At 63.6% G+C, this 17,046-nt stretch carries 13 protein-coding genes; 6 read left to right on the forward strand and 7 right to left on the reverse strand.

The window, feature by feature from the left end:
• Positions 1-122: 122 nt before the first annotated feature.
• The gene (locus PVE35_RS12820) at positions 123-1,295 is read right to left on the reverse strand and encodes a serine hydrolase (RefSeq protein WP_268184275.1); all 1,173 of its coding nucleotides are present in this window, start codon (positions 1,293-1,295) and stop codon (positions 123-125) included.
• Positions 1,296-1,546: 251 nt separating this feature from the next.
• On the opposite strand from PVE35_RS12820, the gene PVE35_RS12825 reads away from it, so the two are divergent.
• Entirely contained in the window at positions 1,547-2,161 is a 615-nt protein-coding gene (locus PVE35_RS12825; protein WP_268183634.1) for a TetR/AcrR family transcriptional regulator, read from the forward strand.
• Positions 2,162-3,207: 1,046 nt separating this feature from the next.
• On the opposite strand, the gene PVE35_RS12830 is transcribed toward PVE35_RS12825, so the two are convergent.
• The 5 genes from PVE35_RS12830 to PVE35_RS12850 form a co-directional block, all read right to left on the reverse strand.
• Positions 3,208-3,699, reverse strand: a complete 492-nt coding sequence (locus PVE35_RS12830) for a DUF3237 domain-containing protein (protein ID WP_277372014.1) — start codon at positions 3,697-3,699, stop codon at positions 3,208-3,210.
• Positions 3,696-4,811: an extracellular solute-binding protein gene (locus tag PVE35_RS12835; protein WP_277372015.1), complete on the reverse strand. Its 1,116-nt coding sequence runs from the start codon at positions 4,809-4,811 to the stop codon at positions 3,696-3,698. The genes PVE35_RS12830 and PVE35_RS12835 overlap by 4 nt, the downstream gene beginning before the upstream one ends.
• A gap of 248 nt (positions 4,812-5,059) precedes the next feature.
• Positions 5,060-6,421 carry a DUF1329 domain-containing protein gene (locus tag PVE35_RS12840; RefSeq protein WP_277372016.1) on the reverse strand — a complete coding sequence of 454 codons (1,362 nt, stop codon included), beginning with the start codon at positions 6,419-6,421 and terminating at the stop codon, positions 5,060-5,062.
• Between the two features lie 15 nt (positions 6,422-6,436).
• Positions 6,437-8,245, reverse strand: a complete 1,809-nt coding sequence (locus PVE35_RS12845) for a DUF1302 domain-containing protein (protein ID WP_268183626.1) — start codon at positions 8,243-8,245, stop codon at positions 6,437-6,439.
• Positions 8,246-8,332: 87 nt separating this feature from the next.
• Positions 8,333-9,001: a TetR/AcrR family transcriptional regulator gene (locus PVE35_RS12850; protein ID WP_268183623.1), complete on the reverse strand. Its 669-nt coding sequence runs from the start codon at positions 8,999-9,001 to the stop codon at positions 8,333-8,335.
• Positions 9,002-9,090: 89 nt separating this feature from the next.
• Here PVE35_RS12850 and PVE35_RS12855 point away from each other — a divergent pair, with 89 nt between their 5' ends.
• Genes PVE35_RS12855 through PVE35_RS12870 form a run of 4 tightly spaced genes read left to right on the forward strand, consistent with a single transcriptional unit; the run spans position 9,091 to position 13,398 of the window.
• Positions 9,091-10,683, forward strand: coding sequence for an FGGY-family carbohydrate kinase (locus PVE35_RS12855; protein WP_277372017.1), 1,593 nt, complete (start codon positions 9,091-9,093; stop codon positions 10,681-10,683).
• Entirely contained in the window at positions 10,673-11,302 is a 630-nt protein-coding gene (locus tag PVE35_RS12860; protein ID WP_277372018.1) for a class II aldolase/adducin family protein, read from the forward strand. The genes PVE35_RS12855 and PVE35_RS12860 overlap by 11 nt, the downstream gene beginning before the upstream one ends.
• A gap of 15 nt (positions 11,303-11,317) precedes the next feature.
• Positions 11,318-12,784: an aminotransferase class III-fold pyridoxal phosphate-dependent enzyme gene (locus PVE35_RS12865; RefSeq protein ID WP_277372019.1), complete on the forward strand. Its 1,467-nt coding sequence runs from the start codon at positions 11,318-11,320 to the stop codon at positions 12,782-12,784.
• A gap of 2 nt (positions 12,785-12,786) precedes the next feature.
• Positions 12,787-13,398: a hypothetical protein gene (locus PVE35_RS12870; protein ID WP_277372020.1), complete on the forward strand. Its 612-nt coding sequence runs from the start codon at positions 12,787-12,789 to the stop codon at positions 13,396-13,398.
• A 321-nt stretch (positions 13,399-13,719) separates the two neighbouring features.
• On the opposite strand, the gene PVE35_RS12875 is transcribed toward PVE35_RS12870, so the two are convergent.
• Positions 13,720-14,010, reverse strand: a complete 291-nt coding sequence (locus PVE35_RS12875) for a SelT/SelW/SelH family protein (protein WP_268183617.1) — start codon at positions 14,008-14,010, stop codon at positions 13,720-13,722.
• Between the two features lie 71 nt (positions 14,011-14,081).
• Here PVE35_RS12875 and PVE35_RS12880 point away from each other — a divergent pair, with 71 nt between their 5' ends.
• Complete coding sequence (locus PVE35_RS12880; RefSeq protein ID WP_268183615.1) at positions 14,082-16,268, forward strand: patatin-like phospholipase family protein; 2,187 nt, start codon at positions 14,082-14,084, stop codon at positions 16,266-16,268.
• The last annotated feature ends 778 nt before the right edge of the window (positions 16,269-17,046 follow it).

Consider the following 17,046-nt stretch of genomic DNA (forward strand, 5'->3'; position numbering starts at 1 on the left):
GTAAGTTGTTTTTGTGTCACAGGGCAGTTGCAAAGCAGCTCGGGTTCAATACGCACCGGGCTGCGAATCGGCAGGCCCACCTGTGGTGAGCCGCCCGATATTTCTTGTCTCTTTGAGCTGAATCAGGCTTTCAGATGCGCGGCAATGGCACGCAACGCTCGTACGTTGTCTGCATCGAAGATGCCCACCGCCGCCGGCAGCGAGGACTGCTTGACGATGACCACATCCGACTCGAAGTCGACGAACAGGTATTGGCCATGAATGCCGCCGGCGACGATGGCGCGGCTATGGTCGTTGATCACGTACCACTGGCTGCGGTACGAAGCACCGGGAATCCAGTGACTGAAATCCTCGTCCTGGGCATAGATGGCCGGGTCGGCACCCGCCGCGATGGCTGCGATGGCTTCGGGCGCAACGAGGCTCTGGCCTTGATGCTGGCCACCATTGGCCAGCAGCAGACCAAAACGCGCCATATCGCGCAGGGTGCCGCTGAAACCGGCGCCGGCCACGCCACGGCCCCAGGGATCAGCCATGAAGTAGCCGTCGCGCTGGCAACCGATCACCTTCCAGATCCGGGTCAGGAGCTCATGGCAGGCTTCGCCACAGGCGCGTTCCATCACCCAGGCCAGGGCCTCGGTGGTAGCGGTGACGTAATGGAACAGGCCGCCATGCTCGCCGCGCTTACGCAGCGTCGGCAGGTACTGATACAGCGATGCGTATTGGGCGAATTCGGCCGGCGCCGGCTGGAAGCCACAGGCATAACCAAACTGCGAACTTTCCGATGCCGGGTCGTCGTACTGCTCGGTGTAGGAAATGCCCACCGCCATATCCAGCAACTGGCGCACGGTGGCATCGGCGTAAGCACTACCGGCGAACTCCGCTACGTAATCGCCGGCCAGTCGTTCGGGGTCAAGCTTGCCTTCGTGAATCAGTTGTTCGGCCAGGGTGCCGATCAGCGACTTGGTCACCGAGAACATGATGTGGCGATCATTGGCGGTGTGGCCGTTGAAGTAGCGCTCGTACACCACCTTGCCGGCCTTGAGCACAATGAAACCGTCGGCATGGCTGGCCAGCAGGTGTTCGTCCAGACGTACGTTCAACCCACACTCACTGGCGAAGCTAAGTCCGTCGAGATCCTGCAGCGCTTCTGCCAGTGGCTGCTCACCCCGACCGCAGGACACCGTGATGCTCGGGCGCAGGCGCACCAGGTTGCGAAAGCCCCATTTGTTGAACGGCGGGCTCATCCAGTTGTGCCAGGTCACCAGTTGCTCGGGCGCTGGGGGAAAGCCGTTCATGAAGGCCTGTGGCGCTTGAGCCTGACGCAGCGCCTCGTGTGCATCGGCGTAATGACGAGCCAATTGGTTGGGTGCCTGAGTGTTTACGGAGGTAGTCATGAAACCTCTGTCCTTTCTTGTAAGAAGCTCTGCACGCGGCAGATGTGACAGAATAATTGCCCGAATAAAAAGTTTTAGTCAATAAAATGTTTACGCATGAAAACCTACTTCCGTTATGCTCGCCACCTGCGACCCGGATAAGGAGAGGGAAAGTGAGCGGTCTGCGCGAACGTCAGAAAGCCATGCGCCGCAAGGCCATCAGTGAAGCGGGGGTGGCTCTGTTCGAGCGCCAGGGGTTCGCCAACACCACCATCGAGCAGATCGCTCGGGAAGCAGGCGTCTCGGCGCCCACGGTGTTCAAGTACTTCAGCTCCAAGCAGGAAATTCTCCTGGAGATGCTGCAGAAGGCCGACCAGAGCGCCTTGCAGGACGCGCGTCTGCACATGGCCGAACTGGACGACCCGCTCGATGCACTGTGCTACCTGGAACAAGTGCTGGTCGATCACGCCCTCGACATGCTTCCAGCGCCGATCTGGCGCGAGTTACTGCCGCACGTGCTGGGTGGTGACCGCAGCGACCTGCCGGAGAACTACAAGCGTCTCAACGAGAGCCTGCAGCATGAAATCGCCGGCCTGCTGCGCGACCTGCAGGAGCGTGGCAAGCTGCGCGCCGACCTGGACGTGGAACTGGCCGCCTTCCTGCTCAACGATTACTCGCACCTGCAACTGCTGCGCCTGACCAGCAGCGAGACGATGGATCTGGAAGCGCACCGCCGCCAGGTACGCCTGACCAGCGGCCTGATCCTGCAGGGCATGATCGCCCGCTGAGCGCAGGTCTGAGCCACTGAAGGACGAACTGGTTCTTTGCGGGATATCGGCAAGTCAGTCTGGATACCGGACTGGCAAGTTTGTGTGTTTGTTTGGTGTTCTTGACGCCGCTTTGGGTGTTTTCAGATATTCCGGGTTTCGCCCCCTCGGGCGACTCACTTTTCTTTGAACTCGGATTGCCGCCCAGCGCAAAGAAAAGTAAGCAAAAGAAACGCACCCCCGCCATCCGGAACTAGGCGTCCCCGTCATGCTTCGCTCGACTTCCCTCACTCCGGCACTGCTCCGGGGTCGGCGTACATGGGCCATCCCTGGCCCATTACGCGGGGCCGCCATCGGTATCTCGCGGCATCCATGCCACTCGCCCCCTGCGCAATGCCTACGTTCGGCCTCCTGAAGGGGGCATTCGCGCGCCTGAGCGAACTGGCATTCCAAGGTACGCCCGACGTGTTCTGCTAGATGTGAAGTCGCGATGTGGCCGTCGGGTTAAACCAAAACTTTCATTCGCGTACTCGCGAAGCAGTACGCCGTTGGGAGTACGGGACGTAGGTTGTGGTGCCGAACTCGGCATGGCCCGGCGGACTGTTCGCTGGCGCTACGAGCGGTCGGCGCCCCGATCCGCCCTACGGCTGCCCCATGTACAAGCACTCCGCGCTACTTCTGGGTTACCGCAGGTTCAGGCGCGTGCAGAGCCCGCCCAGGAGGGCGAACGGAATCGTCGTGGAGGAGGTTGAGCGACATGGATGTCGCGAAAGCCGCGATGGGCCAGGGATGGCCCACCGCGGCGGGCCTCTGGAACGGCGATGGAGTGAGCGAACCCCGGCGCAGCCGGGGCCGGATGATCGGGCGGAGGGTTTTGGTTACTTTTGCCCGCAAAAGTGACTCGCCCGGGAGGGCGAAACCAAAAACATCAACAAAAACGCGGCAATCCGGAAAAGACACCCGGAAACGAACACCGTATTGCCAGTCCGGTATCAACACCCAACCTCCCGCATCCCTGCAGCCGCCGCTTGGGTCTTTAGAGATGTCCTAAACACCCCAGCACCTGATCAGGGTTTCGGCTCAAGCGCGAAACAGCGAATCTGCACCCGATCCGCCGTGGGGTAATGCACCAGGCCGGTGAAGGTCTGCTGGGTCAGCCAGCCCAGCTCACCTTCGGCGACCTGAAAGCGCGGCGTGCAGGTGCACAGGTATTCGCTCTCGGGAATGGGCCAGATATCACGTGCCTCCATGGCCTTGCCCGCCTCCGTCAGCCGCAACAGCCCGAGGTTGTGCACGTTGATCAGGCTGCCGTCGTCGCACATCAGGCTGTAGCGCGCATCCAGCTCGCCGATGCCATCGGGCCTGAGCCGGTAGGTGTCGGCACCACCAGGCAGCACATGGCCCTTCGCTTCACGACACTCGAAGGTGCCACCGATGATCGGGTAGTTAACGCGCAAGCCATCGGCGCAATGCCCCACCACCTCACCCTCGGCGATCAGCACGTTGAGGCTCATGACCCACTCGAGCGCTACACCCGATGCATTGTTGAGCATGTTCATTCAGCACCCCCCTGATGGCTTTGCATGTTGCGCCAGACCCTCGCTCTGATCCGCTCGACGGACTCCGGAACAGGCGTGATGGTGAAGAATCGCTGCTGCTCGGCGGCCTGCATCAGCTGCCCGCGTGGATCATCGGCGGTCGGCTTGTGTGATGGCATGACACTGGGTGCGGGATAGCCAAGCTGCAGGCTGATGCGAGCGATGACATCGGGGCGCAGGATGTAGTTGATGAAGGCATGGGCCTCTGCCGGATTCGGCGCCTTGCTGGGCACCACCATGACATCCGACCAGTAAGGTGATCCCTCCTTTGGCACCACCATATTCAAGCGCACCTTGCGCCCGGCACTCGCGGCCATCTGCCGGGCCTGCACGAAACCACCGGACCAACCGACGCCGAAACAGATCGTGCCGTTGGCCAGGTCAGCCCCATAGCGCTCCGAATCGAAGTAGCGCACGGCTGGCCTGAGCCTCTGCATGAGCTGTTGCGCGGCCCGGTAGTCGCTACGTTCATGGCCGTTGGGATCCAGCCCGAGGTAGTTAAGGGCAATCGGCAGGATCTCATCCGGGGCATCGATGATGCCGATGCCACAACCCGCCAGCTTGCGCGCATTCTCCGGTTTGAACAGCAGATCCCAGGAAGCCGGAACGTTACCGGCGAAGAGCGCATCGAGCTTGTCGGCGTCATAACCGAACAGGGTTGCGCCCCAGAGATAAGGCACGGCATAGCGGTTGCGCGGGTCGCCGGACTCCTCGAGGCTCTTCATGAAAGCCTCATCGAGATACTGCCAGTTGCTCAGAGCGTCGCGCCGCAGCGGTTGCACGGCATTGGCGATGATCAGCTTGCGCAGGCTGGTGCTGCCAGGAAATGCCACGTCGTAGCCGGAGTTACCGGTCAGCAGCTTGTGTTCCATGGCCAGTCTGGACTCGAACTCGACGTAGCGCGGACGGATGCCGGTTTCACGCTGAAAATCCTCAAGAATTTCCTTGGGCAGGTATTGCAGCCAGTTGTAAATCCGCACCTCGCTGGCCCAGGCCTGTGTGGCCGTAAGTATCCAGCTCAATAGCAGGAAGAGCATCGAGCCGTAGCCGAACCGATAGCCTGTAGCAGCCATCCCACCCTCCCCATTCATCTTTATTAGAGTTAGCCCGGCTTGAGGACTTGGCCGTCGCATAGCGACTAAAGCACGAAAGGCGATAAAATATTTAATTCAATTAAAATATTAAGTCAATAATATAATCATCTGTCCGCTACGCAGCTTCCCTTGCGCCAGTCAGCGACATGCGCTCAGACCGTCATCGTGGCAGGCCCATAAACACGAAGAGGCCCTTGCGGGCCTCTTGTTTGCAGTGCTGCAACAGGTCACTGCGTGCCGGTACGCCTCAGATTGGCAGGCGTCCAGTAGCTGGCCGGTGGCGGCGTCAGCTGGAACTCGCGCGGCGCCTTCTCATTGTTGCGCAGGCCGATCACCGTGTAGCTGTGGGCGATCAGGTCGTGATAGACGATGTTCACCGGGGTGATGGTCGGGACGTCATAGGCATTCTTGGTGAAGGCCAGGTTGACGTGCCACAGCTCGCCACGGGCGTCGCTGTTTTCCACCATCAGGGCGTACCAACTGTCCTCGTCCAGATAGAAGCGGCGCTTGGCATGCACATGGCGCTGGCCCGGCCGCAGCGTCGCTTCCACTACCCATACGCGGTGCATTTCCCAACGGGTGAAATCAGGGTTGAGGTGCCCGGGCTTGACCAGCTTTTCCAGCGCCAGCCCCGGCTGCTCCATGGCGTAGTTGTGGTAGGGCACCAGCAGAGCCTGCTTGCCCAGCAGCTTCCAGTCGTAGCGGTCGGTGGCCCCGTTGAACATGTCGGTGTCGTCGGCCAGGATGCCATCGCTGGGAGTGTCGTAGGCCAGCGTCGGAGCACGTCGCACACGCCGTTGCCCTGGGCTGTAGACCCAGGCCGAACGCGGCTCCGCCACCTGGTCGATGGTTTCGCGCACCAACAGCTTGCGCCCCGCCTCACGCGAGGGCGGCAGCAACTCGCTGTCGAAGAAATACAGCAGGTTGTTCAGGCTGCTGGCGTCCTTGCTCGGGTCGTAGTAGTTCGACAGCAGGCGTATGCGTTCACGGATGATGGAGAAGCCGCCCTGGGTATCCACTTGCGCGGTGGTGGCGACCTCATTGATGTAATCCCCCTGCCAACGTGCGATGTGGTTCCAGATCGCCTCACGGCCATCGGCCGGAATCGGAAAAGGGATGCCGCCATAGGCATTGGCCAGGCCATTGCCGCCTTCGGCCAGGGTGGCCTGCAGAGCGTTCTTGCGGGTGTTCGCGTAGACCCGCTCAGGCGCACCAGCCGTGCGGTGGCTGGGATAGACCGGCACCTTGAAGGTCTGCGGGTAGGCCTTGAGCAGCGCCTGAACGCCCGGGCTCAGGTGTTCGGCATCGGCCGCCATGTTCTGCGCATCGATCACGCGCAGGGGCTTCTCACCCGCGAAGGGGTCGACGTGAAAACTGCCCGGCCCGGCATAACCGGCCGGCGCGGCGAGCTTGCCGCTCCACTCGGGAATGCCCTGCGCGGCATCGCCCTTGGGGTCGGCCCCGAAGGGGGTGAGCTGGTTGCCAAGCTGAGCGGCCTGCTCGGCCGTCACCTTGGCCTGAACCTGCAAGGGCAACAGCACGCTGCAAGCGAGCACCAGGCTGCCTACACGGAAAGCATGTTTGTTCATGGCGAATACCACTGGTTAGAAGGAGTAGGAAAGATTCAGTGCGACATGGTCACGGTCGATCAGCGGGTTTTCCTTGCGCGCGCCCCAGAACGAGGTGTAACTCAGCTTGGCACCAAGGGTCTGGCCATACAGGGCGGCCAACTCCAGGGTGGCGGACTTGCGCCCCTCGATGAAGTTCTCGTTGAGCGCCGGCGAGGTACCGGACACGTCCTGGCGGAAGGTCAGGCCCGGGCGCAGGTTGAGGTTGGGCCGCACATTGCGCCACAGGCCGCTGAAGTTCACCGTGTAGCCCCAGGCGAACGAGTCCAGGTAGGCGTAGTTGGGCGAATCCAGCAGACTGCCCGGCACATGGTTGAAGGCGACTTCACCGAGCAGGGTGAGGTCATCCAGGCCCAGGCCCGGGCCGAAGCTGTGGATGGTGGAAATCGAGCCGGTATAAAGCTCGTGACGCTTGTAGAGGTCGATGCTGCGGCGCGAATCATTGGCCGAGCCATCGCCGAACTCGCCCAGGTCGATGCTGGCGCCACTGGCGCCGCCCGCCGTCAGCGCGCCATTGGCCAACAGCCCCAGCTCGTAGGTCATCGACGGTTCCAGCGGCGCATTGGGCCGATAGGCCAGCTCACCGGCAACGCTGGTATCGCCGATGGTGCCCGAGACGCTGAAGCCGAACAGGCGAATGTCCTCGGGATAGATGAAGTCGTAGCGCGTGGTATCCAGATATGCCAGGCCATCGACCAATGGCACCGAGCTGGGATCGACGAGCTGGGTCAGGTCGCACAGGTCACTGAAACGTCCACCGCCACCCCCGCCACTGCAGGCGAATGACTGCCCCTTCTGCACACGCAGGAACGGCACCTTGCTGTGGTAATTGAGGTAGTAGAGGCTGAACTCGGTACTGTTCCAGTCCTCGACGATATAACGCAGGGCCAGGCCGAACTGGCCATCGTCACGCGCCTCGTGCTCGCGGCCATAGCGTGCCCCGGCCACTACGCCGTCGACGCCATTGAGGCCGGGCACCAGCTCCGCCGGCACTCCTTGCGCCTGCAGGGCGTCACGCAGATCCAGCAGCACGCCATTGCTGCCCTTGCCGAAGTAGTCCTGATCGTTGAGGAAGGCCCCGGTCGGGATCATCTCATGGCCCTTCCATTCCAGGCCGTAGAAGCCCTCCACGCTCAGCGAGTCGGTGAGGCCGAGCTGCGCCGAGATCATGTTGGTGGGCAGCAGCGCTTCCTTGAGGCTGGCGTTGGGCAGCACGATGCGGCCGATATCCACCGGGTTGATGACGTTGATGCCGTCGGAATAGAAGATACCCTCCCCCCAGTTGATCACCTGGCGTCCCAGGCGCAGGCTCAGCGGCATGTCGCCGAGGGAGCGATTGGTGTAGACGTAGGCATCGAGCAGGCGTGCCCGGTGCCCGGCACGATTGCGCAAATCCGAGGGAAAGCGCTCGCCGCTATCACCGTTGTGCGTGTCGAAGTCATCGCCACTGGGGTCGTTGTCCATGATCTGCGTGTCGTACCAGGCCGTGCCGCGCAGCAGCAGGCCATCCTGATCGGTACGCACATGCAGCTCCGAGGTCAGCTTGACCTCGTTGGAGACGAAGCCCTTGTAGTACTCGCTGCCATCGTTCTCGTTGATGAAGAGATTCTGGCCGTCACGCTGGATGCGTTCGGGCGACTCCGTGCGATACACCGAGCTGAACTCCACGACGCTTTCCAGCGTGGTGGTGACATCCGGCCCGGTATCGATCTCGAATGCCGGGGCCTGGATACTCCAGAGCCCCATACCGACTGCTATGACTTTGTTCTTCTTATTGCGCAACATACAGCCCCCTAGCGGTTATGAGGTCATTGCACTTATTGGGTACAACAATCCGAGGCTCTGCCCATGGGCAGGGCAGGACCTCTGGAATCAGGATTCGCGCTTGTCGAACGCCGCCTGTGTGGCGCTGTAGATGAAGTGCAGGCTGCGCTTGAGCTGCCTGATCCGGGCCGGGCGCTGCTCCGGCGCCAGGGTCAGGATCAGCTTGGTCACCGAGCTCGCCCCCTCGCACAGCACCATGGCCAGGCCTTCGGCCTGCTCGATGTCGATGGCCGGATTGGCGCTGCGAATCGCCGTGGCCATCATCTCCACCGAGCGCAGGGTGTCGGCCAGGTTCAGTTCGCGCAGTTCGGGCGCGGCGGCGACGCAACCCCAGACCTCGATGAAGCCCGGGTGGCTGGTCTGAATATCCAGCATCAGGTCGATCAAGCGCTCGATCAGCAGTCCGGCGTCGGCCTGGTTGGCAGGGTCGACGATCTTCTGCAGATCACGCTCCAGTGACTCGCTGACGCGGCTGGTGTAGCGCTGCCAGACCTCCTTGACGATCGACAGCTTGGTCGGGAAGTACATGTACAGCGACGCGATCGGCAGCCCGGCCTCGCGGGCAATCTCACGCATCGACACCCCCTCGTAGCCATTGGCGGCAATCAGATCCAACGCCACTTTCAGAATCGCCTCGAAGCGCTCCTGGCTGCGTTGCTGCTTGGGTTCGCGGGGTCGCCTTACCTTTTCGGTGGTGCTTGACAAAGATTTATCCATCGCCTCATCCTCTAAAACACGAGCAATGCTTATGTTTTAACTCGACTGTCACGAAATGGGAAGAGGCAAATGAAAAAGAGGCGGCCACGGTGACTCACGACACGCGATTGGTCTTGGCGGTAGACCTCGGCAGCTCAGGCTGCAAGACCGCACTGGTGGGCCTCGATGGCCGCGTCAGGGCCTTTGCCTTTCGCCCGGTACAGACCCATGTGCTGGCCGGCTCAGGCGTCGAACAATGCCCGGAAGACTGGTGGCAGGCGCTGCTCGACAGCGCCGCCGAAGTGCTCGACAGCACCTCGGCGCACAAGGCCGTGGTCGCCATCTGCTGCTCCTGCCAGGGTGAAGGCACGGTGCCGGTGGATCGCGATGGCCAGCCCCTGGCCCGCGCCCTGCTGTACATGGACATGCGCGGCCAGGACGCGGTCAGGCGCCAGGTCGGCGGTATCCTGCCGCGCGTGGCCGGCTACGACCCCATCAAGCTGTGGCACTGGCTGCGTCTGACCGGCGGCGCACCGGCCCTTTCCGGCAAGGACCCATTCGGCCATATCGCCTTCATCCGCGATGCCATGCCCGAGCTGTATGCGCGCACCGACAAGTTCCTCAACGTCCTCGACTTCATCAACCTGCGCCTGAGCGGGCGCATCGCCTCCACCGTCGACTCGGCGCTGACCACCTGGGTCACCGACAACCGCGACCCCGGCAACATCCGCTACCACGACGGCCTGCTGCGCATGGCCGGCCTGCAACGCTCGCAGCTTCCCGAGCTGGTGCGCTGTTGCGAGGTGCTCGGCGAGCTGCGCAAACCGGTGGCCGAACGCCTCGGGCTGCGCGCCGGCCTGCCGGTGGTGGCCGGCGCCGTGGACACCACCGCATCGGCCATGGGCTCTGGCGCCGTGGGCGACAACGCTCTGCACCTGTACATCGGCACTTCGTCCTGGATCGGCGCCCATGTGCAGAAGAAGAAAACCGATGTCATGCGGCAGATCGCGGCCCTGCCCTGCGCCCTGCCGGATCGCTACATGATGATCGCCATGCAGTCGGCAGCCGGCGCCAACCTCAGCTTCCTGCGCGACCGCATCCTCTACGCCAAGGACGCGCTGCTGCAGAACGAAGCCGGCCCGGACGTCTACCGCATCCTCGACGAAGTGGCCGCCAGCGTCCCGGCTGGCGCCCGTGGCCTGCTCTACCTGCCCTGGCTGATGGGCGAGCGCAGCCCGGTGGACGACGGCAACCTGCGCGCCGGCCTGGTCAACATGACCCTGGAACACGCCCGCGAAGACATGGTGCGTGCCTTTCTCGAGGGCGTTGCCCTCAACACCCGCTGGATGATGGAGGCGGTGGACGGCTTCATCGGCCAGCCATCCAGGGAAATCACCCTGGTCGGCGGCGGTGGCCAGTCCGAGGTCTGGTGCAGGATCTTCGCCGACGTGCTCGGGGTCACGGTGCACCTGCCGGAACACCCCATTCAGGCCAATGCCCGCGGCGCGGCCTTCATCGCCGGCATCGGCATCGATGCCATAGCCGTCGGCGACATTCCCGAACGGGTCGAGATCCGTCGCTCGTTCCAGCCCGACCGCCTCAACGCCGAGCGCTACGCCAGCAGCTACGCCAATTTCCGCGCCGCGCACAAGGCGCTGGCGCCCTTCTACGCACACCTGCATCGAGGTACTCATGACGCTTGAACAACGGGCCAGGGAGGTCATCGTACGCACGGCCGTGACCCTGGCCGACCAGGGTTTTCTCGCCGGCATCGGCGGCAACCTGGCCTTGCGCATTGACGCCGAGCGCTTCGCCGTCACCCCTTCGGCGAGCGACTACTACAGCATGCGCCCAGCCGACATCTGCACCCTGCGCCTGGACAGCCTCGAGCAACTTTCCGGCGAAGGTTCGCCCTCGGTGGAAAGCGGCCTGCACGCCAGGATGTTCAAGGCCCGGCCCGACTGCCAGGCCAGCGTGCACACGCACCAGCCCATCGCCAGCGCCTTCACCCTGCTCGGCCGCCCACTGCCGATCAGCGGCCAGCAGGCGCGCCAGGTCATCGGCCCGCAAGCGCCGATGTGCGCCTACGGCCCGTCCGGCTCCGGCCTGCTGTCCTGGCTGGTGAGCCGCCGTGTGCGCCCGCATCTCAACGCCTACCTGATGCGCAACCACGGCGCCATTGGTGTGGGCATCACCATGGATCAGGCCTGCCAGGTCATGCGCCTGCTCGAAGAGGAAGCGCACGCCTGGTTCTGCCGCGCCCTGCGCGCCAACCCCCAGCACTCCGCCAGTCAGTTCGCACTGGCCACTCTGACCGATTGACCGAGGATAATCCCCATGAACGCTTCCACCCCGATTCCGCAGACCGCCTCCGGCATCTCCCAATGGCCGGACACCGATGCCGTCGACGCTCGCCTCAAGGCGCTGATCAAGCAGCCAATCCGGCCGATCCGCCGCGAGCATATGGACAAGGTGCACGACTATTTCAACAGCAAATGCGCTACCTCCAAGGCGCTGGCCAGCGCTGCCGGCCAGTTCATCCCTGGCGGCATCCAGCACAACCTGGCCTTCAACTACCCCTTCCCGCTGGCCATGAAGAGCGCCCAGGGCGCACATCTGGAAGATGTCGACGGTAACCGTTACATCGACTTTCTCCAGGCCGGCGGGCCGACCCTGCTCGGCAGCAACGACCCGGTGGTGCAGGAAAAGGTCATCGAGACCCTGCGCGAATGCGGCCCCTCCACCGGCCTGCTGCACGAGTACGAGGTCAAGCTGGCGGAGCTGGTCTGCCGCCACGTGCCCTCGGTGGAGATGTTCCGCATGCTCGCCTCCGGCACCGAGTCGGTAATGGGCGCGATCCGCCTGGCGCGGGCCTATACCGGCAAGAAATGGGTGATCAAGATCGGCGGCGCCTACCACGGCTGGAGCGACCAGATGGTCTACGGCATGCGCATCCCCGGCACTGGCCGGCGCGAGGCCGTGGGCATCCCTGGTGGCGCGACGCACTACACCCAGGAAAGCTTCCCCAACGACCTCGCCGCCATCCGCCGTCGCCTCTGGATCAACCGCCTGCGCGGCGGCACCGCGGCCATCATCGTCGAGCCGCTCGGCCCGGAAAGCGGTACCCGCCCGGCACGCAAGGACTTCAACGCCAACCTGCGCAAGCTGTGCGACGAGTTCGGCGCCCTGCTGATCTTCGACGAGGTGGTCAGCGGCTTCCGCGTCGGCATGGGCGGGGCCCAGGGGTATTTCGGCGTCATGCCGGATCTGACCATCTTCGGCAAATGCCTGACCGGCGGTTACCCCATGGCCGGCGGCATCGGCGGCCGCCGCGAGGTGATGATGCTGTTGGCCGGCGGTATCGGCGGCAAGCAGACCAAACGCGCCTTCGTCGGCGGCACCCTGACCGCCAACCCGCTGTCCTGCGTGGCCGGTTACCACAGCCTGGTGGAGATGGAAAAACGCAACGCCCCGGCCGTGGCCGGGCGCGCCGGTGACCGCATGACCGCCGGCCTGAACGAGATCGTAAACCGCCTCGGCCTGCCCTATGTGGTCTACAACCAGGGCTCGGTGGTGCACCTGCAGACTTCCGGCGTGTTGCTGCTCAACGTGCGTAACCCGATCCAACTGATGCGCGAAGTCAACCCGCGCAAGCACATGATGGAAGAAATGGGCGCCGCCTACATGGCCCACGGCCTGGTGACCCTGGCCGGCAGCCGGCTGTACACCAGCGCGGCGGATACCGATGACATCGTCGACGAGGCGCTTAACCGCTTCGAGGACGTCTTCAAACTGGTGGTGTGAGCATGCAAGAAGAAATCATCCAGGCCGCCTCACGCTTGAGCGGCAAGGGCCTGCTCAACCGCAGTGGGGATGCGCTGTCGCTGCGCATTCCCGACCAGGGGCAGATGCTCTTCGTCGAACCTGGCGAGCTACCTCGCACGCTGGAGCTGGCCAATCCAGGCAATGGCACCGCCGCCCTGCACGCCCAGGCCTATCGCCTGCGCCAGGATGCCGGGGCCATCGCCTCCCTGAGCCCACGCTGGAGCCTGCAGTTGCAAGGCCTGGGCGAAGCCATGCCAGGCATCTTCGACGAACAGGCACGGCACCTCGGACACTGCTGGCAACCCACCCGTGCCGAGCACCTGCAGGCGGCCCTGGCCAAGGGCGGCAACGGCGGCCTGGTGGACGGACGCCTGCTGATCCTCGGCGTGACCCGCAACCGCATGCTGTTCAATGCCGAGCTGTTCGAGAAATGCGCCATGGCCTATGTGCTGGCGCGACTCGGCGGTGGCCAGGTGCGGAAGCTGCCGTGGATCGTGCGCTACGTGGCTGGCAACCGCCTGCTCAAGGACGAGGCCCGAGCTGCGCTCAGCCACAGCCTGGGCCAACGCAGCGCCGAGCCCAGCGGTTATTGAGGCACAGCCACGACGGCCGCTCAGCAGGCTGTTGAAAAACGCAGGCGACGACTGCATGGATGCAGGAGGTAGAGCGAAGCAGGAAGCCCGAGCCGAGGCAGGCAAGACAATACCGATGGTGGCCCCGCAAAAACAGCCGAAAAAAGCACTGGGCCCGCACTCGGGTTTACGTGCTGTAAATGAGCATTTTTGACGGGGGCGCCTAGCCTGAGCTCGCACGCGAGGCCGTTTTTAACGCAGTATTGCCAACGCACGACTGCATGGATGCAGGAGGTAGAGTGACGCAGGAAGCCAAAGCCGAGGTAGTTTTTCAACGGCCTGTTAGTGCGTGACGCGGTCGTTGTGGCCCAGATCACGGCCTGGGTCGATCAGGTCGCGCACGCGCTGCTTGAGCACCTTGGCCTCGGGGAAGCCGCCGTCGGCCTTGCGCTCCCAGATCTGCACGCCATTGCAGAGGATGCGAAAGGTGCCACCGCTGCTCGGCTCCAGGCTGACTCGGCCCAGCTCCTCGGCGAAGGTGCTGAGCAACTCCTGAGCCAGCCAGGCGGCACGCAGCAGCCACTGGCACTGGGTGCAATAGGTAATGACGATTTCCGGCTTGTGATCGGACATGGGCGGGCTCGGTATGGCGAAGCGGATGCCTATAATAGCCGCCTTTGCGTTCGCCTCATCCGGTATTCGTCATGTCTCGTCTGCTTGCCCTGTTGCTCACCCTCTCCACACTGCTCGGCCTGCCAGCCATGGCCGAGGAACGCGTCGGCCTGGTGCTCTCCGGTGGCGCCGCCCGTGGCCTGGCGCACATCGGCGTGCTCAAGTCGCTGGAGCGTCAGGGCATTCGCATCGATGCCGTGGCCGGCACCAGCATGGGCGCCATCATCGGCGGCCTGTACGCCTCGGGTTACAGCGTCGAGGAGCTGCAGCGCCTGGCCCTGGAGCTGGACTGGCAGCAGGCGCTGTCCGACTCGCCGCCACGGGAAGACGTGCCCTTCCGCCGCAAGCAGGACGACCGCGACTTCCTCATCAAGCAGAAACTCAGCTTCCGCGACGACGGTAGCCTCGGCCTGCCGCTGGGCATGATCCAGGGGCAGAACCTGGCCATGCTCCTGGAGAGCCTGCTGGTGCATCGCAGCGACACCCGCGACTTCGACCGCCTGCCCATACCCTTCCGCGCCGTGGCCACCGACATCGCCACCGGCGAGCAGGTGATCCTACGCAGCGGCCACCTGCCCCAGGCGATGCGCGCCAGCATGTCGATCCCGGCGGTGTTCGCCCCGGTGGAGCTGGACGGCCACCTGCTGGTGGACGGCGGCATGGTCAACAACATCCCCATCGACGTGGCGCGGCAGATGGGCGTCGACCGGGTCATAGTGGTGGATCTCGGCACGCCCCTGCGCCCGGTGAAGGAGCTGGTCACCGTGGTCGACGTGATGAACCAGTCGATCACCCTGATGACCCGCAAGAACTCCGAAGAGCAGCTCAAGACCCTGACCACCAACGACCTGCTGATCACCCCGCCCCTGGCCGGTTTCGGCGTGGCCGACTTCGACCGCGCCGAGCAGATGATCGATGCCGGCTACCGCGCCACCGAGGCCCTGGCCGAACCCCTGGCGCGCTTCGCCCGCCCGGGAGGTGGCAACCCAGCGCTGGCCGTGGCCCGTTCGCGCGAGCAACGCAACCCGCTGATCCGCGAAATCCGCGTGGTCAACGATTCCAAGGTGGGTGACGCGGTGATCCTCAGCCACATTCGCCAGCCGCTGAACCAGCCGCTGGATCTCGAACGCCTGCAGAAGGACATGGGCACGCTCTACGGCCTGGACTACTTCGAGCGCGTGCAATACCGCATCACCCCGCTCAAGGATCGCGGCAGCGCACTGGTGATCGACGCCCGCGGCCGGCGCACCGGCACCGACTACCTGCGTCTGGGCCTGAACCTGGCCGACGACATGCGCGGCGACAGCGTCTTCAACATCGGCGCCAGCTACCGCATCAACGGCATCAACGAACTGGGCGCCGAGTGGCTGACCCGGGTGCAACTGGGGGATCGCCAGGAGCTCTACAGCGAGTTCTACCAACCACTGGATTCCGGCTCGCGCTACTTCGTCGCGCCTTATCTGTCCGCCGAGGCGCGCAACATCGAATCCATCCTGGATAACGACCCCATCGCCGAGTACCGTCTGGAACGTTACGGCTATGGCCTGAATCTGGGCCGGCAGATCGCCAACAACGGCGAGATCCGCTTCGGCATCGGCCAGGCCTGGGGCGAAGCGGACGTGCGGGTTGGTGAGCGCGATCTGCCCAGCTTCAGCTTCAGCGAGGGCTACTACGAACTCAAGTACTCCTTCGACACCCTGGACAACGTCGACTTCCCCCGCCAGGGTGAGGAGATCGGCCTGCTGCTGCGCCAGTACGACAAGAGCCTGGACTCCGATCAGGACTACCGCCAGTGGGAGCTGGAGCTGAACAAAGCCTTCAGCCACGAGCGCAACACCTGGATCTTCGGCGGCCGCTATGGACGCACCCTGGACGAAGCCGACGTGGTCACCTCCGGCTTCGTCCTCGGTGGTGCCCAGGAGCTGTCGGGCTTCCGCCAGGATGCCCTGAGCGGGCAGAACGTAGCGCTGGCGCGCCTGGTCTACTACCGCCGCCTGACCCAGCACTCGTTGCTGCCATTGGACTTCCCGCTGTACCTGGGCCTGTCGCTGGAGCGTGGCCGCGCCTGGAACAACGACAATGCCTTCGACAGCGGCTACATCAACGCCGCCAGCGTCTTCCTCGGCCTCGACACGCCACTCGGCCCGCTGAATTTCAGTTATGGGTTCAATGATGAGCGGGAGAAGGCGTTGTATCTGAATTTGGGTAAGAGTTTCTGATGCCAGAGGGTTGAGGGTTCTGATACTGGACTGGGGATACGGTTGTCGTTTTTAGGGGTGCTTGTTCCGAATTGCCGCGTTTTTGTTGAAAGTTTTGGTTTCGCCTTCCCAGGCGAGTCACTTTTGACGGGCAAAAGTAACCAAAACCCTCCGCCCGATCATCCGGCCCTGGCTGCGCCAGGGTTCGTTCACTCCATCGCCGCTCCAGAGGCCCGACCGGATGCGGCCCACCGACGGTGGGCCATCCCTGGCCCATCGCGGCTCTCGGCTTTGGCATCCTGCGTCGCTCTACCTCCTGCATCCATGCAGTCGTCGCGGCATCCATGCCGCTCAACCTCTTCCACGACGATTCCGCTCACCCTCCTGGGCGGGCTCTGCACGCGCCTGAACCCGAGGTAACCCAGAAGTAGCATGGAGTGCTTGAACAAGGGTCAGCCTTAGGGCTGACCAGAATGCCGGCTGAAAGCCGGCAAGCTATCCATGCGGATGAAACCACGCGAATGAAAGTTTTGGTTTAACCGACGGCCACGTCGTGACTTCGCTGTTACCAGAACACGCCGGGCATGCCCGAAACCGATGTACGTTCAGGCGCGCTAACTCCCCTTCAGGAGGCCGAACGTAGGCATTGCGCAGGGGGCGAGCGGCATGGATGCCGCGAGATACCGATGGCGGCCCCGCGTAATGGGCCAGGGATGGCCCATGTACGCCGACCCCGGAGCGATGCCGAAGTGAGGGAAGTCGAGCGAAGCATGACGGGGACGCCTAGTTCCGGATGGCG

Source organism: Pseudomonas sp. AA-38 (genome assembly GCF_029457475.1).
In the GTDB taxonomy this organism is placed as follows: Bacteria; Pseudomonadota; Gammaproteobacteria; order Pseudomonadales; family Pseudomonadaceae; genus Aquipseudomonas.

Bases quoted from the DNA above. Each gene is read 5' to 3' on its own strand.
- PVE35_RS12865 (WP_277372019.1), top strand. From the start codon at position 11,318: ATGAACGCTTCCACCCCGATTCCGCAGACCGCCTCCGGCATCTCCCAA.
- PVE35_RS12835 (WP_277372015.1), bottom strand. From the start codon at position 4,811: ATGGCTGCTACAGGCTATCGGTTCGGCTACGGCTCGATGCTCTTCCTG.
- PVE35_RS12875 (WP_268183617.1), bottom strand. From the start codon at position 14,010: ATGTCCGATCACAAGCCGGAAATCGTCATTACCTATTGCACCCAGTGC.
- PVE35_RS12820 (WP_268184275.1), bottom strand. From the start codon at position 1,295: ATGAACGGCTTTCCCCCAGCGCCCGAGCAACTGGTGACCTGGCACAAC.
- PVE35_RS12860 (WP_277372018.1), top strand. From the start codon at position 10,673: ATGACGCTTGAACAACGGGCCAGGGAGGTCATCGTACGCACGGCCGTG.
- PVE35_RS12840 (WP_277372016.1), bottom strand. From the start codon at position 6,421: ATGAACAAACATGCTTTCCGTGTAGGCAGCCTGGTGCTCGCTTGCAGC.
- PVE35_RS12830 (WP_277372014.1), bottom strand. From the start codon at position 3,699: ATGAACATGCTCAACAATGCATCGGGTGTAGCGCTCGAGTGGGTCATG.
- PVE35_RS12850 (WP_268183623.1), bottom strand. From the start codon at position 9,001: ATGGATAAATCTTTGTCAAGCACCACCGAAAAGGTAAGGCGACCCCGC.
- PVE35_RS12870 (WP_277372020.1), top strand. From the start codon at position 12,787: ATGCAAGAAGAAATCATCCAGGCCGCCTCACGCTTGAGCGGCAAGGGC.
- PVE35_RS12880 (WP_268183615.1), top strand. From the start codon at position 14,082: ATGTCTCGTCTGCTTGCCCTGTTGCTCACCCTCTCCACACTGCTCGGC.
- PVE35_RS12845 (WP_268183626.1), bottom strand. From the start codon at position 8,245: ATGTTGCGCAATAAGAAGAACAAAGTCATAGCAGTCGGTATGGGGCTC.